The 26,455-nt window shown below is 33.0% G+C and carries 26 protein-coding genes; 12 read left to right on the top strand and 14 right to left on the bottom strand.

Annotation, left to right across the window (positions count from 1 at the left end):
* Positions 1-46: 46 nt before the first annotated feature.
* From AAYQ19_RS19355 to AAYQ19_RS19370, 4 genes are all read right to left on the bottom strand, one after another.
* Positions 47-778 (bottom strand): DUF3667 domain-containing protein, encoded by a 732-nt coding sequence (locus tag AAYQ19_RS19355; protein WP_343538588.1) that lies wholly within the window; start codon positions 776-778, stop codon positions 47-49.
* A 29-nt stretch (positions 779-807) separates the two neighbouring features.
* Complete coding sequence (locus AAYQ19_RS19360; protein WP_343538590.1) at positions 808-1,191, bottom strand: DoxX family protein; 384 nt, start codon at positions 1,189-1,191, stop codon at positions 808-810.
* A 92-nt stretch (positions 1,192-1,283) separates the two neighbouring features.
* Entirely contained in the window at positions 1,284-2,072 is a 789-nt protein-coding gene (locus AAYQ19_RS19365) for an anti-sigma factor (RefSeq protein WP_343538592.1), read from the bottom strand.
* A complete protein-coding gene (locus tag AAYQ19_RS19370) occupies positions 2,072-2,602 on the bottom strand; it encodes an RNA polymerase sigma factor (protein WP_343538593.1) in 531 nt (176 codons plus the stop codon). The genes AAYQ19_RS19365 and AAYQ19_RS19370 overlap by 1 nt, the downstream gene beginning before the upstream one ends.
* An 822-nt stretch (positions 2,603-3,424) precedes the next feature.
* Here AAYQ19_RS19370 and AAYQ19_RS19375 point away from each other — a divergent pair.
* A complete protein-coding gene (locus tag AAYQ19_RS19375; protein WP_343538595.1) occupies positions 3,425-4,009 on the top strand; it encodes a glutathione peroxidase in 585 nt (194 codons plus the stop codon).
* Between the two features lie 180 nt (positions 4,010-4,189).
* On the opposite strand, the gene AAYQ19_RS19380 is transcribed toward AAYQ19_RS19375, so the two are convergent.
* Together AAYQ19_RS19380 and AAYQ19_RS19385 are read right to left on the bottom strand one after the other, a co-directional pair.
* Positions 4,190-4,687: a GNAT family N-acetyltransferase gene (locus tag AAYQ19_RS19380; RefSeq protein ID WP_343538597.1), complete on the bottom strand. Its 498-nt coding sequence runs from the start codon at positions 4,685-4,687 to the stop codon at positions 4,190-4,192.
* Positions 4,688-4,712: 25 nt separating this feature from the next.
* Complete coding sequence (locus tag AAYQ19_RS19385) at positions 4,713-5,888, bottom strand: thioredoxin family protein (RefSeq protein WP_343538598.1); 1,176 nt, start codon at positions 5,886-5,888, stop codon at positions 4,713-4,715.
* Between the two features lie 174 nt (positions 5,889-6,062).
* On the opposite strand from AAYQ19_RS19385, the gene menD reads away from it, so the two are divergent.
* Together menD and AAYQ19_RS19395 are read left to right on the top strand one after the other, a co-directional pair.
* Complete coding sequence (gene menD / locus AAYQ19_RS19390) at positions 6,063-7,724, top strand: 2-succinyl-5-enolpyruvyl-6-hydroxy-3-cyclohexene-1-carboxylic-acid synthase (RefSeq protein WP_343538600.1); 1,662 nt, start codon at positions 6,063-6,065, stop codon at positions 7,722-7,724.
* Positions 7,725-7,815: 91 nt separating this feature from the next.
* Positions 7,816-8,157: a DUF2853 family protein gene (locus AAYQ19_RS19395; protein ID WP_343538601.1), complete on the top strand. Its 342-nt coding sequence runs from the start codon at positions 7,816-7,818 to the stop codon at positions 8,155-8,157.
* Positions 8,158-8,211: 54 nt separating this feature from the next.
* On the opposite strand, the gene AAYQ19_RS19400 is transcribed toward AAYQ19_RS19395, so the two are convergent.
* Positions 8,212-9,561, bottom strand: a complete 1,350-nt coding sequence (locus AAYQ19_RS19400; protein ID WP_343538603.1) for a M28 family metallopeptidase — start codon at positions 9,559-9,561, stop codon at positions 8,212-8,214.
* Between the two features lie 132 nt (positions 9,562-9,693).
* Here AAYQ19_RS19400 and AAYQ19_RS19405 point away from each other — a divergent pair, with 132 nt between their 5' ends.
* The 6 genes from AAYQ19_RS19405 to AAYQ19_RS19430 all read left to right on the top strand — a co-directional run bounded on the left by AAYQ19_RS19405 (position 9,694) and on the right by AAYQ19_RS19430 (position 16,563).
* Positions 9,694-10,551 (top strand): CvfB family protein, encoded by an 858-nt coding sequence (locus AAYQ19_RS19405; RefSeq protein ID WP_343538605.1) that lies wholly within the window; start codon positions 9,694-9,696, stop codon positions 10,549-10,551.
* An 848-nt stretch (positions 10,552-11,399) separates the two neighbouring features.
* Complete coding sequence (locus AAYQ19_RS19410; RefSeq protein ID WP_012024845.1) at positions 11,400-12,233, top strand: 1,4-dihydroxy-2-naphthoyl-CoA synthase; 834 nt, start codon at positions 11,400-11,402, stop codon at positions 12,231-12,233.
* A 98-nt stretch (positions 12,234-12,331) separates the two neighbouring features.
* Complete coding sequence (gene menA / locus AAYQ19_RS19415) at positions 12,332-13,294, top strand: 1,4-dihydroxy-2-naphthoate octaprenyltransferase (RefSeq protein ID WP_343538613.1); 963 nt, start codon at positions 12,332-12,334, stop codon at positions 13,292-13,294.
* 26 nt (positions 13,295-13,320) lie between these two features.
* The gene (locus AAYQ19_RS19420; protein WP_343538614.1) at positions 13,321-13,998 is read left to right on the top strand and encodes a metal-dependent hydrolase; all 678 of its coding nucleotides are present in this window, start codon (positions 13,321-13,323) and stop codon (positions 13,996-13,998) included.
* Positions 13,999-14,204: 206 nt separating this feature from the next.
* Positions 14,205-15,407 (top strand): tetratricopeptide repeat protein, encoded by a 1,203-nt coding sequence (locus AAYQ19_RS19425; RefSeq protein WP_343538616.1) that lies wholly within the window; start codon positions 14,205-14,207, stop codon positions 15,405-15,407.
* 103 nt (positions 15,408-15,510) lie between these two features.
* Complete coding sequence (locus tag AAYQ19_RS19430) at positions 15,511-16,563, top strand: o-succinylbenzoate synthase (protein WP_343538618.1); 1,053 nt, start codon at positions 15,511-15,513, stop codon at positions 16,561-16,563.
* A 71-nt stretch (positions 16,564-16,634) separates the two neighbouring features.
* Here AAYQ19_RS19430 and AAYQ19_RS19435 read toward each other — a convergent pair whose 3' ends face one another.
* Positions 16,635-17,168 (bottom strand): hypothetical protein, encoded by a 534-nt coding sequence (locus AAYQ19_RS19435; RefSeq protein WP_343538619.1) that lies wholly within the window; start codon positions 17,166-17,168, stop codon positions 16,635-16,637.
* 260 nt (positions 17,169-17,428) lie between these two features.
* Between AAYQ19_RS19435 and AAYQ19_RS19440 the strand changes: the two genes are divergently transcribed.
* Both AAYQ19_RS19440 and AAYQ19_RS19445 read left to right on the top strand, forming a co-directional pair.
* Positions 17,429-17,902 carry a CYTH domain-containing protein gene (locus AAYQ19_RS19440; RefSeq protein ID WP_343538620.1) on the top strand — a complete coding sequence of 158 codons (474 nt, stop codon included), beginning with the start codon at positions 17,429-17,431 and terminating at the stop codon, positions 17,900-17,902.
* A 7-nt stretch (positions 17,903-17,909) separates the two neighbouring features.
* Positions 17,910-18,875, top strand: a complete 966-nt coding sequence (locus AAYQ19_RS19445; RefSeq protein WP_343538622.1) for a YpdA family putative bacillithiol disulfide reductase — start codon at positions 17,910-17,912, stop codon at positions 18,873-18,875.
* Between the two features lie 67 nt (positions 18,876-18,942).
* On the opposite strand, the gene AAYQ19_RS19450 is transcribed toward AAYQ19_RS19445, so the two are convergent.
* Together AAYQ19_RS19450 and msrA are read right to left on the bottom strand one after the other, a co-directional pair.
* Positions 18,943-20,511, bottom strand: a complete 1,569-nt coding sequence (locus AAYQ19_RS19450) for a protein adenylyltransferase SelO (RefSeq protein ID WP_343538623.1) — start codon at positions 20,509-20,511, stop codon at positions 18,943-18,945.
* A 73-nt stretch (positions 20,512-20,584) separates the two neighbouring features.
* Positions 20,585-21,115 carry a peptide-methionine (S)-S-oxide reductase MsrA gene (msrA, locus tag AAYQ19_RS19455; protein ID WP_343538624.1) on the bottom strand — a complete coding sequence of 177 codons (531 nt, stop codon included), beginning with the start codon at positions 21,113-21,115 and terminating at the stop codon, positions 20,585-20,587.
* Between the two features lie 184 nt (positions 21,116-21,299).
* Here msrA and AAYQ19_RS19460 point away from each other — a divergent pair, with 184 nt between their 5' ends.
* The gene (locus AAYQ19_RS19460; RefSeq protein ID WP_343538626.1) at positions 21,300-22,787 is read left to right on the top strand and encodes an aminotransferase class V-fold PLP-dependent enzyme; all 1,488 of its coding nucleotides are present in this window, start codon (positions 21,300-21,302) and stop codon (positions 22,785-22,787) included.
* 252 nt (positions 22,788-23,039) lie between these two features.
* On the opposite strand, the gene AAYQ19_RS19465 is transcribed toward AAYQ19_RS19460, so the two are convergent.
* From AAYQ19_RS19465 to AAYQ19_RS19480, 4 genes are all read right to left on the bottom strand, one after another.
* Positions 23,040-24,782: an APC family permease gene (locus tag AAYQ19_RS19465; RefSeq protein ID WP_343538627.1), complete on the bottom strand. Its 1,743-nt coding sequence runs from the start codon at positions 24,780-24,782 to the stop codon at positions 23,040-23,042.
* Positions 24,783-24,923: 141 nt separating this feature from the next.
* The gene (locus AAYQ19_RS19470) at positions 24,924-25,394 is read right to left on the bottom strand and encodes a nuclear transport factor 2 family protein (protein WP_343538628.1); all 471 of its coding nucleotides are present in this window, start codon (positions 25,392-25,394) and stop codon (positions 24,924-24,926) included.
* 50 nt (positions 25,395-25,444) lie between these two features.
* Positions 25,445-25,969, bottom strand: a complete 525-nt coding sequence (locus tag AAYQ19_RS19475) for a hypothetical protein (protein WP_343538629.1) — start codon at positions 25,967-25,969, stop codon at positions 25,445-25,447.
* A 9-nt stretch (positions 25,970-25,978) separates the two neighbouring features.
* A complete protein-coding gene (locus AAYQ19_RS19480; RefSeq protein ID WP_343538630.1) occupies positions 25,979-26,455 on the bottom strand; it encodes a hypothetical protein in 477 nt (158 codons plus the stop codon).

Consider the following 26,455-nt stretch of genomic DNA (forward strand, 5'->3'; position numbering starts at 1 on the left):
AGGTTCAGCTGTATAGTTGAACCTTTTTTGTTTAGAAATTTAATTATTAAGGTAGCTTTCCTAAAATTGCTAATACGATTATCATAATTATTAGAAAGCATATTAAGAATATTAAATGGCTTAAAATGCTTAAAAAGAATGCTCTAGTTTTGGACATCTTATTGAAAAACTGAATGTTAGTCCAAAAAATTAATATAAGTCCGATGATGTAGGTCGCTTGCGAAAATTTATGAATATAGGGTGTTCCATTTAAATAAAGCAATATCGGAAATGTCAAAATCTGGACAAAAAGACGTTGTGACGCTTTAAAAGTATTTAAAACAAAAAACTCGAAAAAATTATATCCTTGTTTTCTAAAGACAATAAAAGTTCCAACGGTAAAAATAGGAATTGTGGCAATTGTCATCCATGAGAAATGCGTAGCCATCCATTCGTTGAACTCACCGTAATCCATTGTTGCCTCTTTTGCATCTGGAAATGTATTTATATTAAAATAATGATAAAGCACCCCATATAGAGTAGCCAAAACTACAACCAAGGAAAGAGGCTTAAAATGTTTAACACGCTTTCCTTCGATAAATTCTCGTACGGAATCTCCTGGTCTTGTAAACAGTTGTTTTAATGAATAGGTAATTCCTTTATCAAAATGAAGTAAACCATGCTGAATATCATGCCATAAAAAATGAGCATTTATTTTGTGCGTTGCAGACGGTTGTCCGCAATTGCTGCAGTAGTGTCCTTTGTAAACGTGATGACAGTTTTTACAAATTATTTCCATTAATTGTGTGGTATTTTATAGGTTTCGATTTATATAGTATTCTTTTTAAAACCATTTGGATACATGATTGCAAGTAAGACTACAATGAGCAGAAAGTTGTATTCAACGCCATTTCTTCCTCCGCCAACTACAAACCAGCCTTCTTGAAAATGAACGAGGATTATTCCCATTACTAAAACAAAAATAGTTACAAATCCAGCAAGCTTAACATATTTGTTCAAAAGCAGAAGAACAGCAGCGATAACATGTGATAATTTAATGCTCCAAGCCAGAAAAACGCCAAAAGGAGCGAAGCCAATTTGATTTAAATACAAATTCCCAAAATCATTTATTCCGTTATTGAACATACCAAAAACAGAATGCGTCAAGAGAATAATAGCAACTGCAATTCTTAAAAGTAAATTTCCGTTCATATTGTGGCATTTGGTTATTAATGAATTAAAAATAATAAAAAAACGCATATTAAGATAATATGCGTTTTTCATTTTGAGTATGAATATCAAATTTAAACTTTTCCTAATGTATAAAGTTGTGTCATTGTTGGTGTCAAACTTCCGCCAGCTGGCTCCAGCGTAATCCCGAAAGCTTCTGCTTCATTTGTACGATCAACAGCAAAAATTTTATTTGAATTTCCTTCAAAATCGCTCAATAAACCAATACTTGTTGGTGTCAACACTGGACTAAGCTTTAATGCCCACACTTGGTAAACCATTCCTTTTGGAGGTTTTGGCAAACCAGCAGCATCAATATAAGTTGTTTTAGTGTCCTTGTTCCAATACACTTTTGCAAAAGATGTTGGAGAAACTGCTTGACCACCAAGCGTTACACCGGTATTTTTTATATCTCTTACAATGGCTAAACTTTTCTCAGTTTCTTTATTTTGCTGATCTAGAAAGGCATAATCTCTTTCAATTTTGCTCTTTTCAGTTCCAACTGTGCTGATAGCTTCTTTTGTTTTAGTCAATTCCAATGTTTGGTAACCTAAACCTAGCAATAACAGAATTGCTGCTGCCCAGCCCACATATTGCGACCAGTTTGATGCTGGTTTCATGTCGACCACTTTACCGTGTTTAAGCTCTAATCTGGCTTTGATTTTCTCAAAATTTGCTACCGAATGAAAAGGAGAGAAGCTTGACGACAAAGCAACAATAGCTTTCTCGATAGAAATAATTTCCTGTAAAACTTCTGGATTATTCTTAGCCAATTCGGTAATTTCTAGATTTTCAGCTTCGGTCAATAAACCGTAAACATATAATTCTAGAGTTCCTGATTCAATATATTCTTGTGCTTCCATTATATTTTTAGATAATTTCTTAAGTCATTAATACAGTTTCTGTTTTGTGTTTTGATAGTTCCCAATGGCATTGCCAATTCTTCTGAAGCTTCTTGTTGGGTATATCCTTTAAAGAATAATAAATTAATTATTTCGATACATTTTGGTTTTAGTTTTTTTACGAACTCTTGAATTCCAATTGCATCCAGTTTATTGCTTAATTTATTGCTCTCATCTAACAGATTTACGAAATTATCGGATGAAAGGTTTTTTTGAGTGTTATTATAATTTTTGGATCTCAAAGTATCGATCGAGGTATTCCTAGCAATATTAAGGATCCAGGTATAAAATCGGCCTTTGCTTTCGTTGTACGAATCGATGTTTTTCCAGATTTTCACAAAAACTTCCTGCAAAACATCTTCCGCCTCTTCGCGATTTTTGATCAATACACTTATGACCGAAAATAAACTTTTTGAGTACATATCGTACAAATGGGTAAAAGCTCGTTCGTCTTTCTCGTAAATTAAAACTAATAATTCTTCTTGACTCATAGATTTGGATTTAAGCTTAAACAAAAAATAATTTGGCAGTATTTTATTACCTGAGATAAAGATAAATCATTTTTTTATGAAAAAAATATTTTTTTTATTAACGAAATAACCAATGAATATAAGGGTTCGAAAAAAAAAATAAAAAAAAAAGCATTTTTTTAAAACCAAAAACAATCCAATTACGTAAATGCAAATAGATAGCAAATAAGTAGGAAATAGATTAAATGTAATAAAGATTAAATTTTTCTTGTCTAAGATTTACATAAATCCGATAAACAAAACTTTAATTTTAAAGATCACAAAAAGAGTGTGGACCAAATTTATAAAATCATGAATAAAACAAATTGTTTAAAGATTTTGATTGTAGCGCTTACGAATGTTTTGGCGGCAACATATTTTGGGAATAGTGATAATAGTAAAGATATAAAAAAGCTGAATTTTTCAATCTCTAGGATTCAGATTTAAACAATTCATAGTTGGTGTCCTCGGACTTCCAAACAGAAAGTTATTGGTAAACTGTATTTTCAAAATTATAAACGAGTAAAATCCACTGTACAAGCCATAGAAATTATTAGACGAGAATGCGAATTAGGGTTTGCAAAATAGTTTTCAATATAACCGAGAGGCATCAACTATATTTTAAATACGAAAAAAAGAATAAGGCATAATGATTAATTCATGGTTTGATTTGTTTGTATGGGGGGAAGCCTAACGTCTGATTAACGTTAGGCTTCATTTTTTTAACGAATCTTTAATAGAAAATAAAATTGCCAAAGCCATTTTGTAAATCAGATTTTAACTAATTTTATAAAAAATTAAACAATGAAAAAAATAGTATTTTTAGCTTGCAGTGTTGCTTTTTTATTTGCATCACAAGTTCAAGCTCAAACGAGTAATAAAAAATCTAAAACAGAGAAAGCTATGGCAGCAGAAACCATTTACCAATTCAAGGTTGAAGATTTATCAGGAAAAACTTTTGATTTTGCTTCCTTAAAAGGAAAAAAAGTTATGATTGTCAATACAGCTTCAAAATGTGGACTTACGCCACAGTATAAAGATCTAGAGGCAGTTTATAAAGAGTACAAAGACAAAAACTTTGTAATTGTAGGCTTTCCAGCAAATAATTTTGCAGGACAAGAGCCAGGAACAAATGAAGAAATTGCTACATTTTGTCAATTGAATTACGGCGTAACTTTTCCTATGATGGATAAAGTTTCTGTAAAAGGTGATGATATGTGCGAGGTTTACAAATTCTTGACTCAGAAATCTAAAAATGGATTGCAAGATTCAGAAGTAGAATGGAATTTTCAAAAATATCTAATTAATGAAAAAGGGCAATTGGTTAAAGTAATCAAACCTAAAACATTAGTTACAGATGCAGAAGTAATCAACTGGATTAAAAGTTAATTACCAATTAAAAAAAATAAAAAATCCACAAATTTGAAGAAATTCAAGTTTGTGGATTTTTTTTATTGTAGAATTACAGTCGTCTTCCTGAGCGAAGTTGAAAGATTTTGAAACGTGGTCTTCGACTTCACTCAGACTGACAATGTAAATATTTGGTATAAAAGAATGGAATTTTTAAGATTACTTCAAAATCAATTGCATAAAAACCAAATCCAGCCAGTGATCAAATTTGTACCCAACTTCGCGGATTGTTCCAGTTGCTACGAACCCAAATCGTTCATGAAAGGCAATACTTCCTGCGTTATCGGCATCAATTGCGCCAATCATAACGTGATAACCTTGTTCTTTTGCTAAGCGAATTAATTCGGTCAATAATTTAGATCCGATGCCTTTTCCAATCACATTTTCAACCACATAAACAGAATGTTCAATTGTATATTGATAACCAATTTTTTCACGGAATTGCCCATAACTTCCAAAACCTACAACTTCGCCGTCTAAATCAGCAACAACAATTGGCAAATTCTTCGATTTTTTATCTTCAAACCATTTTATTTGTACTTCAAGTGTTTGAATATCATAACTGTAATTTGCGGTTGTATGCAAAATAGAATGATTTACAATTTCTAGGATTTTTTGCAAATCATTTTCTGTTGCGGATCTTAGTGTAACTTCCATGGTAATTTTTAAGGTATATTTTTGGTTATTTTGTGTTTAGTTCAGCTAATAAAGTATCGACTTCTTTGGGGTTCCAAGTCATTTCGGTACAAATGGTTTTGGCGTCTTTGGCATATTGCAACGCCATTTTTTTGTCTTTGATTTTATTGTAAAGTCGGGCGATTAATAAATTCCCGTCGTACGAATCATTTAATTCTAATGAATGTTTTACCCAGAAAATTGATTTCTTCAAACTTTCAGCATCATTAATATGCTTTAAATAAGTCTGACCAATATCTTTTAAAAAACTAGCATCATTCCAAACTAATTTTTGAGTACTCTCAAGAGTTGTTTTTTTATAAAACTGCCATTTTTCTGTTCGCTCTGCCAGTGTTAAATCAAATTTAAAAACCAGAGAATCCGTTTTTTGCAGACGAATCGATTTTGCAACTTCTCTCTGTTTATAATAATTTATAGTGTCTAAATTATCAACCAAAGGACGAAGCAATTCGTTTACAATACTCTCAATTTTGCGATCTACACGACTTTGAGAAGCTACAGCGGCAAATTCTTTTTGATGTTTCAATACGTATTGAAATTCTCTAGAATTAATATCAGTAACTCCGTTAGCAATAATTCTCCAATTGGTTTCACTAACTAATTGTGCATCAGATTGTGTTTTTAAATAAATATGCGTTGCTGGCGATAATTCTGTTCTGTCTTTTCCTTTTTTTAGCGTATTTAAATAAGCGAAAAACTTATCTGAATTACTTGGGTCAGACATGAATTCTTTTTGTAAATAAGGCAATTGCATTCTAGAATTCAGCGCATATTTTGCTTCCGTCATAAATTCAGGCGTTTTCATTTCGCCTTTTAAGGCATATAAAAGCGTTTCATTGCCATCTAAAAACAAAAATGTAGGCAATGATTTTGTATTGTATTTGTTTTTTAAAGCAATTCCTTCGTCTTTTTCAATGTTCTTCCAAATGCAAACATAGTTTTCGTTTAAAAAAGCAATGACGTCAGGATTGCTAAAAACCTCTTTTTTCATTTGATTGCAATGCGGACACCAATCGGCATAAAGCATGATGAAAAGTGGTTTCCCTTCAGCTTTTGCTTTTTCCAGTGCAGCTTTATACGGCGTATCATTTGGAACAAACTGATTTTGAGAATTTATAGTTTGAAGCGAAAGAAAAAGGATAACAATATAAAGTAAACGCATAAGGTGTATATTTTTAGTACAAATTCACTTTTACAAATATATTCCCTTTTTCGAGAATGTTTCTTAATATCTTGCCATTTATAAGTTAAATCAATTACGAAGTTTGTAACTTTGTAGAAGTGAAAGAAAATTTTAGTTTTATAAAATTTCTTTAAAAAATAATACGCCACAGGAATGATTTACCCCAAAATACCGCTTGCACAAAGCATTATCGAAATTTGTTTAGCAAAAGGAATAACAAACATTATAATTTCTCCAGGTTCACGAAACGCACCTTTAACGATAGGGTTTGCGCAAAACCCGAATTTTAAGTGTTATAGCATCGCCGATGAGCGTTGTGCGGCATTTTTCGCATTAGGAATTGCGCAACAAACCAAACTGCCAACAGCGGTTGTTTGTACTTCAGGATCAGCATTACTAAATTATTATCCGGCTGTGGCCGAAGCTTTTTACAGCCAAATTCCATTAATTGTAATTTCTGCAGATCGCCCGCAAAGCAAGATTGATATTGGCGACGGGCAAACCATTCGCCAAGAAAATGTTTTCTCGAATCATTCGGTTTTCAATGCAAACTTAACCGAAGATGCTTCTGGTGAAAATGATTTGAAAATAAACAAAGCTATTGAAACTTCAATTCTTCAAAAAGGACCAGTTCATATCAATGCTCCATTTGAAGAACCTCTCTATGAAACAGTAGAAACGCTTTCTGTTCAGCCAAAAATCACAACTTCAGAAGAAGTTCTTGATACAAAAAACATTGAAAATGAAGCAGAATTTGTTTCAATTTGGAATAAGGCCAAACGCAAACTTGTTTTAGTTGGCGTAAATGAAGCTAATACAATTGATAATGCAATTATAGAAAATTTAGCTAATGACCTATCGGTTGTTGTGCTAACTGAAACGACTTCTAATTTGCATCATCCGAATTTCATCAATAGCATTGATACTTTGATTACGCCTTTTGACGATGCTGATTTCAAAGCCCTCGAGCCTGAAATTTTAGTGACTTTTGGCGGAATGATTGTTTCTAAAAGAATCAAAGGATTCTTGCGTAAATATAAGCCAAAACACCATTGGCACATTGATACGTTACGTGCATACGACACTTTTGGTGCACTGACACAGCATTTTGTAATGAAGCCAAATGATTTTTTTACTGAATTATTTGCTAAAACTGATTTTACAAAAAGCAATTATTTCTCTGAAATCAAAAAAGTTTACGATTTAAGAAAAGCAAAACGAAACGAATATTTGAAAAAAATACCTTTTTCAGATTTTAAAGTTTTTGATGAAATTATTAAATCATTGCCAAAAGATAGTCAGTTGCAGATTAGTAACAGTTCGGCAATTCGTTATGCACAATTAATCGATATTGAGGATTCTGTAGAAGTTTTCTGCAATAGAGGAACTAGTGGAATTGACGGAAGCACATCAACAGCAATTGGCGCGGCCGTGGGCAGTGATAAACAAGGGATTTTTATTACAGGTGATATTAGCTTTTTATACGACAGCAATGCTTTGTGGAATTCTTACATTCCGAAAAATTTTAAAATTATTTTAATTAATAACGGAGGAGGAGGGATTTTCAGAATTTTGCCTGGACATGAAGAAAAACCTGTTTTTAATACCTATTTTGAAACTTCACATCATTTGACAGCAGAACATTTAGCTAAAATGTATCAGTTTAACTATTTAAAAGCTTCTGATAATGAATCTTTAAAAGAAAATATAGTTGAGTTTTATTCTCAAAATGAAACTCCTGTTATTTTCGAAATATTTACCCCGACTGCGGAAAATGATGTTATTTTAAAACAATATTTTAAAGAATTAGTTTGATTTTTTTGTAAGTTAAATTGTGTTAAAATTTAAAATTGAATTGTTTTTAATTTTAAATTGGCTGCATTAATTGTAACCAATATTAAAATTTATGAACGCTAGAGAAGAATTAATTAAGAAGTATGCTTTAGATCTAAAAGAAAAATGTGGAGTAACGCCAAATATGGATTTGCTGACAAAAGTAACCATAGGCTGTGGCCCATCAATTTACAATGCCGATGCATCAACAGTAGCATCTTCACAACAATCTGAATTAGATACTGTAAAGAAAAACTTTTTAATCAAAAAGTTAGGATTAGCAGATGGTCCTGCTTTAGATGAAGCAATTAAAGCTGTAATTGAAAAATACGGCCATGCTAACAGACATAAATACAGAGCAGTTGTCTATTATTTATTGACGATTCACTTTAAGAAGGAAAGTGTTTATAAATAAGAGCAAAAAAGAAAAAGCGCCAATTTAGGCGCTTTTGTTTTTTTTTTGAATGTTCTATTTAATTGGTATAGGGAAAATTGGCAAACTTGCATGCCCTAAAGCATCTACTGTTTGTACGGCAAAAAAGTAATTATCTTTTGAATACGGAATTTCTGCCTGTGTTTCTTTTACAAAAATTGTTTTTTCCCAATGTGATGATGAAGTCTCACGCATTAAAATTTGATAGCCATATTGTGCTTTCCCTTCTGGAGCTGACCAAATCAAAGTCGATGAATTAGAAAGTTTTTTAACTTCAATTCCAACATTTTCCGGAGCTTTTGGCGAAGAAGCAAGATTAGCCAATGTTGCCAAGTTTGAACATGTATTTTTTCTTAAATAGTCAAAATCCATGAACTCAGGCAAATCGCCATATTTTATATTGTTCTCTGTTCTCAAATCCTGATGCTGATGGTCAAAATTTTCATTCATTTCACAAAAACGAACTGCTGTAAAGCCATTTTGGCTAAATGGAGTATGATCGCCACCACGTAAAAAGCGGTCGTTTCTATAAACTAATTTTACTTTCAGTTGATCTACATATTGCTCCGTAACCGTTTTGATATAGCGTGCCAAAAGTCTTGACGGACTGTCATTATCGCGGCTGATTGCTTTGCGCATTTTAGCTTCTTCTTCCGTTTCTAGATACGGAATAGTTTCACTAAAAACACGAATTTGAGTATTATCTCTTAAATTAGTACCACTTGACAAACTATTTCCAATCATGTCATTGTTAAGCATTGCAATAACATTCCAATTTTCTGCTTTTGCTTTTTCAGCAAGATGACGCGCACCAATTAATCCTTGCTCTTCACCTGTTACGGCAACAAAAATGATGGTAGCAGGAAAAGATCTTTTGCTCATTACTTTTGCCAATTCAATTACAGCAGCAACACCAGAACCATCATCATTTGCACCTGGAGCGTTTGATTTGATATTCATAACATCCGTAACTCTTGAATCAAGATGCCCACTAATAATAATCACACGATTATCATTTGGATCTGTTCCTTTTAAGGTTGCCATTACATTTCCAATCTTACTATCTACATTGATTCTTTTGCCATCAGCTTTAACATCAAAATAATCAATTTCAGCAGTTAATCTTCCATTTGATTCTAGGGCAAATTTGTCAAACTCAGATTTAACCCATTGTTGCGCGGCGCCAATTCCTTTTGTTTTATTTTTAGGATCGCTTAAAGTATGTCTTGTTCCAAAAGAAACTAATTTATTGATGGTTGCTTCAAGGTTTTCAGCTTTGATTTCGCTGATCATTTTCTTTATTTCTGGATCTTCAGAAACTTGTGCGACAGAAGCTTGTGTAAAAATTAAAAATGCAAAAGCAGCATAGATAAGGGTCTTTTTCATTTATTTGGTATTAATTATAGGTTTTCAAATGTAATTAAAAGGAATAAACTTTGGCAAAATGCAGCGTTCTTTAACATTTTTCGGTTTACCATTTCCAAACTTCGTACATTTGCAGCCTAGAACTTAATGAATATGCTTAAAATAGGAAAATACAATGCACTAACAATATTGCGTGATACTAAAGTTGGCTTGTTTTTAGGAAATCCTGAAAATGATCCAGACGGAATTCACGATGTTTTGCTTCCAAATAAATATGTTCCAAATGAATTTGAAATAGGCGAAGAGCTTGTTGTTTTTGTTTATTTGGATCACGAACAACGACCAGTAGCGACAACACTTGAGCCTTATATAATGTTGAATGAATTTGCGCTTTTAAGAGTAAATTACATCAATCAAGTTGGTGCTTTTATGGATTGGGGAATGGAAAAAGACATTCTTGTTCCGTTCAAAGAACAAGCCCGCCCAATGGAAAAAGGAAAACGCTATCTGGTTTATCTGTATATGGATAAGCAAACGAATCGTTTAGTGGCATCAAGCAAAACAAATCAGTTTTTAAGCAACGATCAATTGACGGTTGAAAAAGGAGAAGAGGTTGATTTGATCGTTTCGCATATTACTGATATGGGAATTAATGTCATCATCAACGAGCAACATAAAGGTCTTTTATACAAAGATGAAGTGTATGACGATTCAATTAGAACGGGTGATAGAATGCGAGGTTACATCAAAAACATTCGCCCTGACCATAAAATAGATGTTGCATTACAAATGCAAGGATATCAGAGTATTGAGCCAAATGCAGAGAAGATTTTGGATGAATTAAGAGCTAATCGAGGCTTCTTGAGACTAAATGATAATTCGCATCCAGAAGATATTAAAACGGTCTTGAAAATGAGTAAAAAGACCTTCAAAAAGGCAATTGGCGCTTTATACAAAGAGAAACTCATTGAAATCAAAGATGACGGAATATACCTTGTAAAGGAAAACTAAAAGGATAAATTCCAATATTTAAAATTCCAAATTCCAATGCATTTAAGTTTGGAATTTGGAATTTCTTTTTTTGAATTTCCCCAAGAATTGGAATTTGGAATTTATTTTTTGGAATTTATCTTGCGTTAGCAAAATTATTATAACAAGAAAGGCTGCTCATTACAAGCAGCCTCTCTCTTTTTATTCTAGTTTTAAAAAAAATTGTAATTAAAAAAAAACAGAAATAAAATAATTCGAATCCATTTAAAAAATAATAGCTTTATTACTTTTAGAAATTACTTTTCATCATGGGTATGTCTTTTAAACAATCAATACATTCATTTTTATTTGCAAAAGCTCGATTTCACGGCTAATCCATTTGGTTTGATAAAATAACTTTTAGAAAGTTTCAGTTAGTATTTTTTTCCTCTTTTCGTAATCAATCTTGTATACTAATTACATTGAACAATTCTATTGTTTAACCGTAGGTGTTACTATCTCCTTTTTGAAGTTTTAACAAACGCATAAATCATTTGCCCACTGTTTTTGGTTTTATTACTTATTAGAACCGTAAAAAAATGAGCGACAAATTTTTTAAATTTTCTCAAAAAAATCATTTTTTAGGTTAATAAATCAGTGAAAGAAAATCAATCTTATATCAACAAAATAATTTGTATCTCGTTGATTTCTAGGGTGTAAAATTACTTATTATTTTTTAAAACTAATGTTAAAAAGTGTTATTTTTTGTAAGTAAATACCAATTGTTAACATTACGAGTCGTTTTGATGCAAGACTTAAACTAAATTGAGTAGGTAAAAATGTAAAAATGCTTTATTTTTACACTATAATTATAAAACAAACAAATAAAAATGGATTGGATTACAGCCAGAGAATTTGAAGATATAACCTATAAAAAATGTAATGGAGTTGCTAGAATTGCTTTCAACAGACCAAATGTTAGAAATGCTTTTCGTCCAAAAACAACTTCAGAATTATATCAAGCTTTTTACGATGCACAAGAAGATACGTCAATTGGCGTAGTTTTGCTTTCTGCAGAAGGCCCGTCTACTAAAGATGGTGTGTATTCTTTTTGCAGCGGAGGTGACCAAAATGCTCGTGGACATCAAGGCTATGTGGGAGATGATGGACAACATCGTTTAAACATTCTTGAAGTGCAACGCTTAATTCGTTTTATGCCAAAAGTGGTTATCGCTGTAGTTCCAGGTTGGGCTGTTGGTGGTGGACATAGTTTGCACGTAGTTTGTGATATGACTTTGGCAAGCAAAGAACACGCTATTTTTAAACAAACAGATGCTGATGTTACAAGTTTTGATGGAGGCTATGGATCTGCTTATTTAGCTAAAATGGTTGGTCAAAAAAAAGCGCGTGAAATTTTCTTTTTAGGAAGAAATTATTCTGCTCAAGAAGCTTTTGAAATGGGAATGGTAAATGCTGTGATTCCGCATGATGAGCTTGAAGCAACAGCTTACGAGTGGGCACAGGAAATTCTTCAGAAATCTCCAACCTCTATCAAAATGTTGAAATTCGCCATGAACTTGACAGACGACGGAATGGTTGGGCAACAAGTTTTTGCCGGTGAAGCAACACGTTTAGCCTACATGACCGAGGAAGCAAAAGAAGGAAGAAATGCCTTTTTAGAAAAAAGAAAACCAAATTTTGGTGAAAATAAATGGTTGCCTTAAAAAGTTAAAAATTGTTTCAAGTTTCAGGTTTCGAGTTGCGAAACCCAATGCAAAACTTGAAACTTGAAACCTGAATCTAAAAAACTAAAAATAAAATAATGAAACATTGGATTGAAGCCGCAAGATTGCGCACATTGCCTTTATCAGTTTCTGGAATTATCGTTGGAAGTATTTACGCTTTATCAAACCCAACAGAAACAATTAATACGCCGACAGAAGTATTTAGCTGGAAAATTTTTGGTTTTGCACTTTTAACAACATTAGGTTTACAGGTTTTATCCAATTTTGCCAATGATTATGGCGATGGTGTAAAAGGTACTGATAATGCCGACAGAGTAGGGCCACAGCGTGCTATTCAGAGTGGAAAAATTACACCTCGAGCTATGAAAAAAGCCATAACAATCACATCGTTATTGACGCTTTTAGCAGCTATAATACTGATTTATTTTGCATTTGGAAAAGACAATTTTGGGTATTCAATTTTCTTTTTATTGCTAGGAATTGCGGCAATTGTTTCGGCAATTAAATATACAGTTGGAAATTCAGCATATGGTTACAAAGGCTTTGGAGATGTTTTCGTTTTCATATTCTTTGGGTTGGTAAGTACATTAGGGGTTAATTTTTTATATACCAAACAATTAGAACCGCTTTTGATTCTGCCTGCAATTGCAATTGGATTATTGAGTGTGGCTGTATTGAATTTGAACAACATGCGTGATGAAGAATCAGACAGAAAATCTGGAAAAAATACAATTGTAGTTCAAATCGGTGGCGCAAAAGCTAAAGTTTACCATTTTACATTGATTATTACAGCAATGATTTTGGTGATTGTTTTTGCAATTTTAAGCGATTACAACTTTGATCAATACTTGTTTTTGCTGGCTTATATCCCTTTAACTAAACATTTAATTACGGTTTCTAAAAATCAAGATCCCAAGCTTTTAGATCCAGAATTAAAAAAAGTAGCGTTAAGTACATTCCTGCTGTCGCTATTATTAGTAATCTGCATGATTTCACTAATTTCAGATATTATCGTTAATCTTTTTCTTGGAGGAAGATAATCAGTTCAACTTAAAAAAATAAGATCATGAAAATAACATTTTACGGACACGCTTCTTTAGGCATCGAAGTTGGAGGAAAACATATTATTGTTGATCCATTTATAACGGCAAATCCTGCCGCATCTTCAATTGACTTAAGAGATTTAAAAGCAGATTATATTTTGCTGACGCATGCACACTCTGATCATGTTTTAGATGTTCAGGCTCTTGCAAAACTTACCAACGCGGTTATTGTATCTAATGCAGAAATTGCTAGTTATTATGCAAAATTAGGTTTCAATTCACATCCTATGAATCATGGCGGAAGTTGGAAATTCGATTTTGGAAAAGTTAGATATGTGAATGCTATTCACTCAAGTACTTTTCCCGATGGTACTAGCGGAGGAAATCCAGGTGGATTTGTAATCGAAAGCGAGCATAAAAATATTTACATTGCTGGAGATACAGCTCTTACAATGGACATGAAATTAATTCCGATGCGAACAGAATTAGATTTAGCTATACTTCCAATTGGAAATAACTTTACTATGGATGTTGAAGACGCTATTATTGCCTCAGACTTCTTAGAATGCGACAAAGTTCTTGGATATCATTTTGATACTTTTGGATACATCGAAATCAATCACGAAGAAGCGATCAAAAAGTTCTTCGACAAAGGAAAAGATTTGATGTTATTGGCAATTGGCGAATCGATTGAATTATAAAAATATAAAGATTTTGAATATAGTCGAAAGAAGGAGCTAATCCCACTTTCGGCTATATTTTTTTAAACAAAAACGAGACTAAGTCGCTCGTTTTCATAATAAATGATTTTGGCATAATTTTTACTAAGTTCATTTCAAATCATAAAATAGGCAAAGAAAAATTAGTGCAATTCGTGCAATTCGTGGCCAAAAAAACGACCATTCATATGACTTTAAAAAAAATATTTTTATCCCTTTTAATAACTTTTTCTTTTAATGCTTTTGCGCAAAAAGACGGTTATTGGGATAAAGAGCGTGCTACAACAAAAGAAATCATCGTTTCTGCGCGCGACCGAATCGTTCTAAAAACAGAAGATTTGCCAGTTGGCACAACTGAAATAGTTTACCGAATAACGCTTTTGGATGAAAATCAGCAAATGGCAAACAGTTTGGTTTCAGTTTTAAAATCAATTCCAGACCCAACAGGAATTAGTCAAGGCTCAGCCGGAGCTGTATTTTTGATGTCTAAGATTTCAGGAGATGATACTTGTACTTATTCATTATTTACTTCAAATGAAACCGCAAAAAAGTATATTGAAGACGGGAAAATTGACAAAGCATGTTATTCGCAGGAAGAACCTTTGAGCAAAGATGCTAAACGTTTATCGCTAGATAAATCTTCTTGCTTAGGCCAAAATATTAGTAATCTCTGGTTTGGATTTCACAGCAAAAATTGGCTTTTGAAACAAAAAATAGTTTTAGAAGTTGTGCCTTGGGTAGATATAAAATTGAATCGTGGTTGGAATCAAGATAATAAAAACGAAATTATAAGTTTGTGCAAAACATCGACAATGGCTCAAAAAATGGCTAATTCTGATGATTTTTGCGTTTGTATTTTGGATAAAATCATGAAACAGTACCGTTACACTGAATTCCAAAAACTGCTTCCAATCGAGAAAAACAAAGTTTATAAAGACTTTGGAAATGCCTGTTATAAGGATGCCGATATTTCAAAAAATGTATTTAATGACCTTAGAAATCAAGCAGCAACATTAATTAAGCAACAAAAATACAATGAGGCAATTCCGAAATTAAATACAATTATTAATGAAGGGAAGGCAACGGCATTGGATTACAGTTCAATTGGTTATTGCTATATTCTAACCAAACAATTTGAAAAAGCTCTAAAATTCTTGCAGGAAGGCGAAAAATTAGACAACACTGAATTATTGGTAAAACTGAATTTGGCACATTTGTATTTGGTAACCAATAAGTACAGCGATGCAAAAGCAATCTATAAAAAATATCAAGATCAAAATGTGACCGATAGTTTAAGTTGGAAAGACAAAACGAAATCTGATTTTGCAATTTTTCAAAAAGCTGGCTTATCATCAAAAGATTTTGAGAAAATTTTAAAACTTTATAATTAAGTTTCTAAGTTGCTAAGATTCTAAGATGCTAAGTATATTTTACTTTACGCGTTAAAAACAAAACTTAGTATCTCAGCATCTTAGAACCTTAGCACCTTAAAAAATGATAGCTACTTACCACAAATACATGCTTGAATTCAAAGTTCCGTCTGGGACTTCGCGTGGCATTATGACCGAAAAAGAAACTTGGTTTATTATTCTTAAAGAAAATGACAAAATAGGAATTGGAGAGTGTGGTATTTTAAGAAGTTTAAGTGCTGACGATCGAGATGATTATGAAGAAAAACTTAAATGGACTTGCGAGAATATTCATTTAGGAGAAAAAGCATTATGGGAAGCTATGCTGGAATTTCCTTCAATCCAATTCGGAATTGAAATGGCTTTTTTATCGTTTAAAAGTGAAAATCCTTATGTATTGTTTCCATCTGATTTTACTTCAAATTCTAAATCAATTGTAATAAACGGTTTAGTTTGGATGGGAGATGAATCATTTATGAAACAGCAAATCGAAACAAAATTAGCCGAAGGATTTACATGTATAAAACTTAAAATCGGAGCAATCGATTTCCAAAAAGAATTGGATTTGCTGCAATTCATCAGAAGTCATTTTTCGCCGGAACAAATAGAAATTAGGGTAGATGCTAATGGTGCTTTTGCTTTAAATGAAGCTTTAGATAAACTGCACCAATTGGATAAATTTCAGCTTCATAGTATTGAACAGCCAATCAAAAAAGGAAATGAAGAAACAATGGCGGTGTTGTGCGAACAAACTCCATTTCCAATTGCGTTAGATGAAGAATTGATTGGCGTCTTTTCATTTGAAGACAAAGAAAAACTTTTACAGAAAATCAAGCCACAATACATTATTTTGAAACCAAGTTTTATTGGCGGCTTCAGAGGAACAAAAGAATGGATTGATCTAGCTGATAAATACAATATAGGCTGGTGGATTACATCAGCACTAGAAAGCAATATTGGCTTAAATGCGATAGCACAATGGACTTTTTTGCAAAACTCTAATATGCCGCAAGGTTTAGGAACTGGTGCGCTTTACACCAATAATTTTGATTGTCCGCTCGAAGTTTCAAAAGGACAGCTTTGGTACAATACTTCAAAAAGCTGGGATTCAGAAATTTTTAATAAAGTGACAAAGTAGCAAAGTAACAAAGGGACAAAGTATATAAAAGCTCTGCACCTTTGTCCCTTTGTTACTTTGTTACTTCAAATTCACTCTTTTCCTCCTAATAAATTAGCTTGCCAATCTTTAAGTTCCTGCCATTTTCCTTGATATGCCATTGATGCTTGCTTGGCCCAAGTACTTGGGTTGTGTATGCCGTAATTCTCGCCTCCGGCATCCAAAATTGATTGCAGTTTTTCAGTAGAAGATAAAGATAATTCCTGCCAGCTTGTAATTCCAGCTTCAATAAATAGAGACTCGATTTTGACGCCAATTCCTTCTACAATTTTCAAGTCGTTATTTTTGATTTTTTTGCCTAAAATGGTTAAAGCAATCTCTTGGTCAAATATAAATTGAGGTTGTATTTGTGAGTTATGATGTTTTGTTTTTGTATCTAGCTCAGTATCAAGACTGTTTATTTTTTGGTTTAGATTCTTGACAGTAGCTTTGCATACATCTAAATCTTCTTGTAAAGATATAGCAAGCAAAACATCTTTTTTCGAACTCATTCTTCCTAGTAGATAACCTAAAATCCCAAAGATCAAACCTACTAGTGCCGGTATTAAAAAAGACATTATGTTCATGATCAGACATTTTAAATTTTGATAAATATGGACTGCTGAAAGAAGTACTGCTTTAAATTTTATTTCAAAAAACAATAAAATCAACAGTTTTAGGGTTAATCAAATTTAGTCAAAAAACAAACCTTAATGTATTAACAATCAGTTAATTTGATTTAGATATGTAATTTGTAGCACCAGAAACGGCAACGAGATCCAATTTAGCAATTTAGATACTGAATTAAATTGAGTAACTTGCACTAAATATTAATTGAAGCATCAAAATGGTTGAAATTGAACGAAAGTTTCTTGTAAAATCGGAAGATTTTAAAGAACAAGCTTTTACTCAAAATAAAATTGCTCAGGGTTATTTAAGCTCAATTCCTGAAAGAACGGTTCGTGTTCGAATTAAGGGAGAAAGAGGTTTTTTGACCATTAAAGGAATTGGGCACCAAGGAGGAATGACTCGTTTTGAGTGGGAAAATGAAATTCCGCTAGAGGAAGCTACGGAATTGTTGAAATTGTGCGAAAAAGGGAAAATTGAAAAAACTCGCTTCGAAATCAAATCAGGAAATCATGTCTATGAAGTTGATGAGTTTTACGGCGAAAATGAAGGTTTGATTATTGCAGAAATAGAACTAAAATCTGAGACAGAAACATTTGACAAACCAAATTGGCTTGGAGAAGAAGTAACAAATGATGAGCGGTATTATAATGCTTATTTGAGTAAAAAACCTTTTAAAGACTGGGAAAAATAACCAATTTATGACAGATTACGATTTGATTATTGTAGGTGGCGGTCCAATTGGTCTTGCCTGTGCAATAGAAGCTCAAAAGAAAAACTTACATTATTTAATTATTGAAAAAGGGGCAATTGTAAACAGCATTTTCAATTATCCTTTGTATATGACTTTTTTCTCGACTGCAGAAAGATTAGAAATTGGAGATATTCCTTTTAATTGCTTGGCGCCAAAACCTGGACGTCAAGAAGCATTGGAATATTACAGAAACATTCATCGCTATTTTAATTTCGCGATTAATTTATTTGAAAAAGTTACTGGAATTCAGAAAAATGAAAATTCGATTTTTGAAATTACTACAAACAAGAACTTTTATAAATCAAAAAATGTAATTATTGCGACCGGATTTTATGACATTCCGATTACGATGAATGTAAAAGGAGAGGAGTTGCCAAAAGTTCGCCACTATTACAAAGAAGCACATGAATACGCTTTCCGAGATGTTTTGGTAGTTGGCGCAAATAATTCATCTGTTGATGCTGCCTTAGAATGCTGGCGAAAAGGAGCAAACGTTACAATGGTTATTCGTAAGAATGAAATTAACAGCAGAGTAAAATATTGGGTCAAACCTGATATTGAAAACCGAATTACCGAAGGGAGCATTAAGGCCTATTTTGAATCGAATATTACGGAAATAAAAGAAAATAAAGTTGAAATCGAAACTCCTAACGGAAAAGTGACAATTGAAAACGATTTTGTCCTAGCATTAACGGGCTATAAACCAGACTTGAATTTTCTTGAAAATATCGGAATTAAACTTTCTGATGATGCATTAAAAATTCCTGTTTATAATGCTGAAACGATGGAAACCAATGTTGAAGGATTATTTCTTGCGGGTGTTGTGTGTGGCGGCATGCAAACGCACAAATGGTTTATTGAAAACTCAAGAATTCACGCCAAAATGATTGTGGATTATATTACATCAAAATAAAAGTTTGCCACAGATTAAAGGATTTTTTGGATTAATCATTGAAATCCTCTAATCTGTGGCAAAAAAATTAAGAACTACAAGAAAGCATAGAACATCCTACTTTTGATCTTGCCCAATCTGGTCGTTTTGCGAACCATTTTTCATATTCTGGTTGTTCATCATATGGCTTTTGCAAAAGCATATAAAGCTCATCAATCAAAGAATAATCTTCTTTTTCAGCGGCATCAATGGCTAATTGCGCCATGTAATTTCGAAGCACATATTTTGGATTAATAAGATTCATTTTTTGAGCACGTTCTTCATCTGATAAAGATTCAATTTTCAATCTTTCCAAATAATCAGAAAACCATTTTGTCCAATTTTCTAAAATTTCTCCTGAAACTTCTTCTGGTTTATAAAATGAATATTTAATCTTTTCGATGGCTTCAGGAGCAAAATCTGAATTTTCTACTAAGCTTAAGTTTCTGAAAAAGATCGTCATGTCTGTTTCCGTAAGCTGTAAAATATGTTCTAGATCTGTTACTAATTGATCGTCAGTATCAGTTGAAGTGAATAACCCTAATTTACTTAAAAACATAATTTTATAATCAGAATCAAATTCAGTCACAAAAGATTCGAGAATCTTTTCTAATGGAGCGGCTTCATTAATTAAGGGATAAAGTGCATTGGCCAATTGGAACAAATTCCATTGTGCTACGCCTGGCTGATTTCCAAAACGGTACCTTCTGTTTTGACTGTCGGTTGTATTCGGGGTCCAATTCGGATCATAATTTTCAAGCCAGCCATACGGACCATAATCAATCGTGATTCCATGAATCGACATATTGTCTGTGTTCATTACTCCATGAACAAAACCAACGCGTTGCCAGTGTAAAATCATTTCACGAGTTGTATCGGCAACTTTTTTAAAGAATTGCAGATATTGTTCTTTCGGTTCGCCAATAATTTCTGGAAAATAATGTTTGATTGTGAATTCTACGAACTGTTTTAAATTCTTCAACTCATTTCGTGCTGTAAGCATCTCAAAACTTCCAAATCTGATGAATGATGGAGCTACACGACATACTACGGCACCTTTCTCGTAAGCAGGATTTCCGTTATATAAAATATCACGCAAAACTTGGTCTCCAGAAAGAATCAAAGAAAGCGATCGAGTAGTGGGAACACCCAGATTATACATGGCTTCGGCACATAAATATTCTCTAATTGAAGAACGCAAAACAGCCAAACCATCAGCGGTTCTTGAATATGGAGTTTTTCCAGCACCTTTTAATTGAAGTGTATAAAACTGATTATTGTGTTCGATTTCAGTTAAGTTGATTGCACGGCCATCTCCTAATTGTCCAGCCCAATTTCCAAACTGATGTCCTGCATAACACATCGCATACGGCTGCGTTTCCGGAAGAATTTCTTTTCCAGAAAAGACATTTAAGAAGCTTTCAGATTGAATTTCTTCTTTGGAAATTCCAACTAATGCTGCAACATCTTCAGAAGCGTGAATCAATTTTGGATCTGAAGGTTTTGTTGGATTTACATACGAAAACAAAGTGTTTTTGACTTGACGAACCTCATTGGATAATTCTGGATCAGCAGGCAATTCGGCAGTAAATCTGTTATTTATTTTAAGATTTTTCATTTTGTTTTTTTTCTTTTGCCACAGATTAAAATGATTTCATTCTTCAAATTTTATTTAATCTGCGGCAGAAAATTTAAATTAATCTATCAGCGTACATTTTTTTCAATTTCTGTACTTTCGGATCGATTACGATTTGACAGTAACGTGCGTCTTGATTGTTGTTGTAATAATTTTGGTGATCTTCTTCGGCCAAATAAAATACTTCAAAAGGAGTCACTTCTGTTACAATTCGATCTTCGTAAAAAGGTTGTACTTCTTGAAAAACTTGTTCAGCGATTTCTTTTTGCTCTAAATCGTGATACAAAACAATCGAACGATATTGTGTTCCAACATCAGCACCCTGACGATTTAAAGTTGTTGGATCGTGACTTGTCATAAATATGAAAATTAGATCGTGATATGAAATAATGTCAGGGTCAAATGTAACTTGTATAACCTCGGCATGTCCGGTTCTGCCAGTACAAACTTCACGATAGGGTGGGTTTTTAATAAAACCGCCAGAATAGCCTGATTTTAAAGATTTTACTCCGTTTAAACGCTGAATTACAGCTTCAATACACCAAAAACATCCGCCACCAAAAGTAGCTGTTGCTAAATTTCCCATAATAAATAGTAGTGTTTATTGTTTTAATGCCTATTAATCCGATAGAATATTATGATAATTTATTAAAAAAAGAACTAAATACTTAAAGATAGTCATTGGTTCTTTAAAATTTGAAGTTTAGTATTGATAAATTCGCAATTGTATAAAAAAGCAATATATTTGCAATCAAACTCAGGCACACATAATGAATAGCAAAAATAATACCATCAGTTTAGAAACTTATTTTCAGGATTTTCGTCAAAATATAGTGGGAATTAATCAAGAATTCATCTCTCCATTTGGCAAAAAAAGAATAATTTATACTGATTGGACTGCCAGCGGAAGGTTATATCGCCCAATTGAAGAGAAACTTCTTAATGAATTTGGTCCTTTTGTCGCTAATACACATACTGAAACGACTGTGTCAGGTACTGCCATGACAAAAGCATATCATCATGCCAGACATATTATCAAGCGCCATGCAAATGCCAATCATGATGATGTCCTAATTACTGATGGGACTGGAATGACTGGAGTTGTCAATAAATTCCAACGTATTTTAGGATTGAAAATTCCTGAAAACCTTAAAAGCTGCACAACTGTTCCAGCTGAGAAAAAACCGATTGTTTTTATTTCGCACATGGAACATCATTCTAACCAAACTTCTTGGTTAGAAACTATTGCAGATGTTGAAATTATTCCGTCTTGTGAAAAAGGACTTTTTAGCCTTGAGCATTTAGAAACACTTTTAGAAAAATACAAAGACAGAACTATAAAAATAGCTTCAATTACTTCATGTTCTAATGTTACAGGTTTGAAAACACCTTTTCATGAAGCTGCTAAACTAATGCATCAATATAATGGTGTTTGTTTTGTAGATTTTGCTTGCTCTGGTCCTTATGTAGAAATAAACATGCATCCTGCTGATCCTGAAGCATATTTGGACGCTGTTTTCTTTTCGCCTCATAAATTTTTAGGCGGACCTGGAACTTCAGGAGTTTTAATTTTCAACAAAAAGTTATACAACAATATGATTCCGGATTGTCCTGGAGGAGGAACTGTAAGCTGGACAAATCCTTGGGGAGAACATAAATATATTGACAATATTGAAGATCGTGAAGATGGTGGAACTCCAGGATTTTTGCAGGTTATAAAAACGGCTTTGGCAATTGAGTTGAAAGAAGAAATGGGAATTGAAAACATCTTGCAGCGTGAGCACGAAATTGTGGAGTATGTTTTCAATCAATTAGAGCCAGTTGAAAATATTAAGATTCTAGCAGGACAGCATAAAGAAAGATTAGGTGTTGTTTCGTTTTTTATCGAAAACCTTCATTTTAATTTAGGAGTTAAATTGCTGAATGACCGTTTTGGAATTCAGACTCGTGGCGGATGCAGCTGCGCAGGAACATACGGGCATTTCTTGCTGCATGTTGATCAGGAAACTTCAAATAAATTGGTTAACGAAATTACAATTGGTGATTTAATCAAAAAACCAGGGTGGATCAGAATGTCAATTCACCCAACTACGACAGATGAAGAAATCGCTTATGTTTGTGAAAGCATTAAAGAATTGGCTAAAAATCACGAAACTTGGGCTTTAGATTATTCTTATAATAAAAACACAAATGAGTTTATTCATAAAGATGCTACTTCGTTTGAAGATGAATTAGTGGAAAGTTGGTTTAAATCTTAGAGTTATAAATTGGCAATAATCTTTGTCAAAGTTTAAAAGTTTGACAAAGATGTTTTTACATAATTAAACCCGACAGGTTTTAAAATCTGTCGGGTTTTGTTTTTTGTGTTTGTCATGAAAATGATATTTCTCATTTAGCCCCGATAGGACTGAAAATCCTTTTGTGCCGGGGTTCGGCACAAAAGATTGAAAGGGATAGCGGGAAGTCACTTGAACTGAAAACGAATATTTCTGCTCCTTAAAATTCAGAAACTACATAATCAATCGCACGCCACCGAGATCTGAAACGCGGTAGGAGAATTTATCTCCGGGAGACGCGATGAACATGAAATTTTTTGGAATATTCCATTTTTTCGAAAGTTCGTCAATCATGTCAGGGCCAAATACACCTTGTATTTCAAGATATTCGATATCAATGTCATCATATGCGCGATCTAAAACTTCAAGATCCTTTTTTAAAGCGGTGTTGGTTGCTTCGTGTTTTTTGACATGAACAATTTTGAGTTTTTTTGTAGTTTCATTATTTTCAACATATTGCAAGACTTTATTTAAAATTGCAATGTCATCGCCTTTAGTGAAAAATACAAATTCCTGAGAGTTTATTTGAATGCTTAAATTCTGAAGATAACGATTGCTTAATATGACCATTCGGCGTAAAGGCTGATAAAAATATTCAAGCGCTTCGATTAGCAATTTGATCAATATGACGCGATTGAGCATAATTCCGATAAAAAGCAGAGACGGAATCATGTATTTCAAAAAGGTGTAAAAAGCGTTAATGTTAAGTTCCATGTTTCCGATGAAAGCTGCGATAACAAAAATTACAGCGGTGACAACTGCAATGCCACGTGCGCGTTCTGGTCTTGGAAGTTTTTTGCGCTTAAATTTCAACAGTAAATTCCCGATTCCGAAGAGCGCCATTACAGCTAAAAATGAAAATGTATAAACACCTGCTAATGATTCTAAATGCCCTTGTGTGGCAAAAAGTACTGAAATGCAAAGAATTAAAAAGCTAACCACAATTCGGTAATGTGAACCTCTTTTGTTTTGTTTTAAGAAATAATTTGGCAAAATTCGGTCTAACGTCATACGATTTAATAATCCGGAAACACCAACAAATGAAGTCAATACTGCACCACACAAAACTAAAACAGCATCAATTGAAATTAACCAAGCCAGCCACGAACCGCCAGTTGTTTCGCCTAAATGCGCTAGAAGTGATTCTTTGTTTTCGCCAACTTCGGTAAGCGGAATTACACTAATCAATAAAATGGCAATTACAGGATTGAAGAAACTTACAATTGCCCACATGTTGCGGAGTGTTTTGGGAAAAATTCCTTGTTCTTGTTCTTCGACAAAATTTGCTGAACTTTCAAATCCCGAAATCCCAAGCATTGCTGCAGAAAATCCGAGAAAAAGAGCTGTTTCTATGCTTCCTGTTGCTAGTGGTGTCTGCCAATTTATATGAAAAGTTTCAAGTCCGTTAAAAAGTAAAAACCAAACCGACGTTAGGACCAGCAAGGTCAAAGTCGTAATGTGCGTAATGAAAATGATTACCGCTACAAATGCAGATTCGCCAATTCCTAAAATAGCGAGAAACGTAAATAAAATTAAAATAACAACTGTAGCGATCGTAACATTTAATCCATCAAAAATTCCGTGCAAGTAATGCATCCCTTCAGATGCCGAAATTACTGCCGTCGCCATGTATGATAAAACAGTTAAGGTTGCTGCAAGTGATGCTAATTTTTTTGTAGAAGTGTTTAATAAAACATTGTAAGCCCCGCCATTTAAAGGAATTGCGCCAACAACTTCACCATAAATTTTTCGGAATAAAAATAAAACAATGGCAACAATCAGCAATGAAATCCAAGCATACTGGCCAGCATATAAAATAGTTAATGCCGAAACATACAAACAAGAAGAACTAATATCATTGCCACAAATGGCGGTCGCCTGTAATTGATTTAATCTTTTGTGAACGATTTCTTTCATGAGTATTCAAGATTACAATGTGATTAACTTTATAAAAATGGCAACAAAACAATTAAAATCAGTATTTGCGAACAGTTTCTTGATTTTTGAAACTGAAATTATTTAGTTAATCTTGAATTTTGAATATTCAAGTTAAGAATATTATTTGGATTGCTGAAACTTTTTAAGAGACAGTAAAGCTTGTTCTTGAATTTTTTTATGAAAAAATCCTGTCCAGCCCAATAAATATCCGGTAATACCAAAAGCTTGCTTGGACCATTTCCAAACATCAAAATTATCGGTATGTTTGATAATCAGTCCGTCTTGAAATACAAATTCTGCATAAATGTTGTTTACCACTTTCCTGTTGGTTTTGCTAAAATTATAAGTAGCAACCCATCTTGCAGAACCTGAAAAATCATTGGCTTTTACATCCGAAAATTCAATTTTAATATTTCCTTTGCTTTTCAAAATAAGCATTTCCCACATTTTAGAAACTTGCCCTTCTTTAAGCAATCCAAAAGCTGGATCGATAAAATGTACTTTTGGATGATAGCATTCGCTCATTGTTTTTGCGTCAGCATTTGCAAAAGCGGTGTAGAATTTTGTAATTAAACTTTCGTTGGCGTTCATTTAGATCTTAATTTGAGTATAAATATAAGATTATTATTTAAGTCTTTTCTTTATAAAATACTAATTTCTTTTGCCGTATCAAAAGTCTTTTTTGATTTGTCGTAGAGTGTTGAAAAATAAGAGTTTCTATTCACAGCTGTAAAATGTCCTGTTTCATTGCTAAAGGCATTTGAATTGCCTGCAACAATAAAGCGAATGCCTTGAATATCTGTTTTTTTAAGTTTCAGCATTTCGGCAGGAGTAAAGTAATAGTAAGCTGAAGTTTTGCCATCAGCAGTTTCTTTGACATTTTTGTCGACGCAAGCAATTACATCGCCATTTGCCAAATCGACATAAACACCTCCCGAAATTTTGGTTTGATCATTTGCTGTAACTATGCTTAATTTTAAAATTCCGCCTTTTTCTGTTTTTGCAACCTGAACATTAAGCTCACCTGAGAAAGCATATTTTTCGCAAATGAAAACATAATTTTGAGTTGCTGGATAAGGTTTTGAGCCTTTTACGCTTATGCTTTCCTGAGCGTTAGCAAAGTTTGCAATAAGCAGCAATAAAAACAACGGTAATTTTAAACGCATATATTTACTTTATTTGTCGGTTAATTTAGCATCAAATTTTTCATCCCAATCCATTGATTTAATGGCCGAAATCAAATTATTTTCATCAACAAAAACTCTAAGTTCTTTGTTGGCTACTTTTTTGGAGTACAAAGCATGATAACGATAGATGACTTCGTTTTTAGTTTTGTAAACGCCGTCGAGCTTCAAATCAATAAAACTGCCATAATACTGTCTAAATCTTGTACAAGTTTTAGTCAATCGTTCTTCAGTTGTATTTTCCATTACAGATTTGGTTACTTCTGTATCGTTAAATGGCTTAAATTTAGAAGTATTGCAGGTTTCTAAAACACGTTTGCCTAATTCGTAAGCTTTTTTTTGCTGGTTCGAATTAATTTCAGAAACTGCTACTTTCTTAATTTTTAAATCTTCAGTATCTCTACTGACCGTTTTTGATTTGCATCCAATAAGCAATAACAAACATATAATCAATCCTGCTTTCTTCAT

Source organism: Flavobacterium mesophilum (assembly GCF_039581405.1).
Classification (GTDB): Bacteria; Bacteroidota; Bacteroidia; order Flavobacteriales; family Flavobacteriaceae; genus Flavobacterium.

What these genes read in the sequence shown, in the direction of transcription:
- AAYQ19_RS19355 (WP_343538588.1), bottom strand. Translation starts at nt 778, where the DNA reads ATGGAAATAATTTGTAAAAACTGTCATCACGTTTACAAAGGACACTAC.
- AAYQ19_RS19360 (WP_343538590.1), bottom strand. Translation starts at nt 1,191, where the DNA reads ATGAACGGAAATTTACTTTTAAGAATTGCAGTTGCTATTATTCTCTTG.
- AAYQ19_RS19365 (WP_343538592.1), bottom strand. Translation starts at nt 2,072, where the DNA reads ATGGAAGCACAAGAATATATTGAATCAGGAACTCTAGAATTATATGTT.
- AAYQ19_RS19370 (WP_343538593.1), bottom strand. Translation starts at nt 2,602, where the DNA reads ATGAGTCAAGAAGAATTATTAGTTTTAATTTACGAGAAAGACGAACGA.
- AAYQ19_RS19375 (WP_343538595.1), top strand. Translation starts at nt 3,425, where the DNA reads ATGAAAAAAATAGTATTTTTAGCTTGCAGTGTTGCTTTTTTATTTGCA.
- AAYQ19_RS19380 (WP_343538597.1), bottom strand. Translation starts at nt 4,687, where the DNA reads ATGGAAGTTACACTAAGATCCGCAACAGAAAATGATTTGCAAAAAATC.
- AAYQ19_RS19385 (WP_343538598.1), bottom strand. Translation starts at nt 5,888, where the DNA reads ATGCGTTTACTTTATATTGTTATCCTTTTTCTTTCGCTTCAAACTATA.
- menD (WP_343538600.1), top strand. Translation starts at nt 6,063, where the DNA reads ATGATTTACCCCAAAATACCGCTTGCACAAAGCATTATCGAAATTTGT.
- AAYQ19_RS19395 (WP_343538601.1), top strand. Translation starts at nt 7,816, where the DNA reads ATGAACGCTAGAGAAGAATTAATTAAGAAGTATGCTTTAGATCTAAAA.
- AAYQ19_RS19400 (WP_343538603.1), bottom strand. Translation starts at nt 9,561, where the DNA reads ATGAAAAAGACCCTTATCTATGCTGCTTTTGCATTTTTAATTTTTACA.
- AAYQ19_RS19405 (WP_343538605.1), top strand. Translation starts at nt 9,694, where the DNA reads ATGCTTAAAATAGGAAAATACAATGCACTAACAATATTGCGTGATACT.
- AAYQ19_RS19410 (WP_012024845.1), top strand. Translation starts at nt 11,400, where the DNA reads ATGGATTGGATTACAGCCAGAGAATTTGAAGATATAACCTATAAAAAA.
- menA (WP_343538613.1), top strand. Translation starts at nt 12,332, where the DNA reads ATGAAACATTGGATTGAAGCCGCAAGATTGCGCACATTGCCTTTATCA.
- AAYQ19_RS19420 (WP_343538614.1), top strand. Translation starts at nt 13,321, where the DNA reads ATGAAAATAACATTTTACGGACACGCTTCTTTAGGCATCGAAGTTGGA.
- AAYQ19_RS19425 (WP_343538616.1), top strand. Translation starts at nt 14,205, where the DNA reads ATGACTTTAAAAAAAATATTTTTATCCCTTTTAATAACTTTTTCTTTT.
- AAYQ19_RS19430 (WP_343538618.1), top strand. Translation starts at nt 15,511, where the DNA reads ATGATAGCTACTTACCACAAATACATGCTTGAATTCAAAGTTCCGTCT.
- AAYQ19_RS19435 (WP_343538619.1), bottom strand. Translation starts at nt 17,168, where the DNA reads ATGAACATAATGTCTTTTTTAATACCGGCACTAGTAGGTTTGATCTTT.
- AAYQ19_RS19440 (WP_343538620.1), top strand. Translation starts at nt 17,429, where the DNA reads ATGGTTGAAATTGAACGAAAGTTTCTTGTAAAATCGGAAGATTTTAAA.
- AAYQ19_RS19445 (WP_343538622.1), top strand. Translation starts at nt 17,910, where the DNA reads ATGACAGATTACGATTTGATTATTGTAGGTGGCGGTCCAATTGGTCTT.
- AAYQ19_RS19450 (WP_343538623.1), bottom strand. Translation starts at nt 20,511, where the DNA reads ATGAAAAATCTTAAAATAAATAACAGATTTACTGCCGAATTGCCTGCT.
- msrA (WP_343538624.1), bottom strand. Translation starts at nt 21,115, where the DNA reads ATGGGAAATTTAGCAACAGCTACTTTTGGTGGCGGATGTTTTTGGTGT.
- AAYQ19_RS19460 (WP_343538626.1), top strand. Translation starts at nt 21,300, where the DNA reads ATGAATAGCAAAAATAATACCATCAGTTTAGAAACTTATTTTCAGGAT.
- AAYQ19_RS19465 (WP_343538627.1), bottom strand. Translation starts at nt 24,782, where the DNA reads ATGAAAGAAATCGTTCACAAAAGATTAAATCAATTACAGGCGACCGCC.
- AAYQ19_RS19470 (WP_343538628.1), bottom strand. Translation starts at nt 25,394, where the DNA reads ATGAACGCCAACGAAAGTTTAATTACAAAATTCTACACCGCTTTTGCA.
- AAYQ19_RS19475 (WP_343538629.1), bottom strand. Translation starts at nt 25,969, where the DNA reads ATGCGTTTAAAATTACCGTTGTTTTTATTGCTGCTTATTGCAAACTTT.
- AAYQ19_RS19480 (WP_343538630.1), bottom strand. Translation starts at nt 26,455, where the DNA reads ATGAAGAAAGCAGGATTGATTATATGTTTGTTATTGCTTATTGGATGC.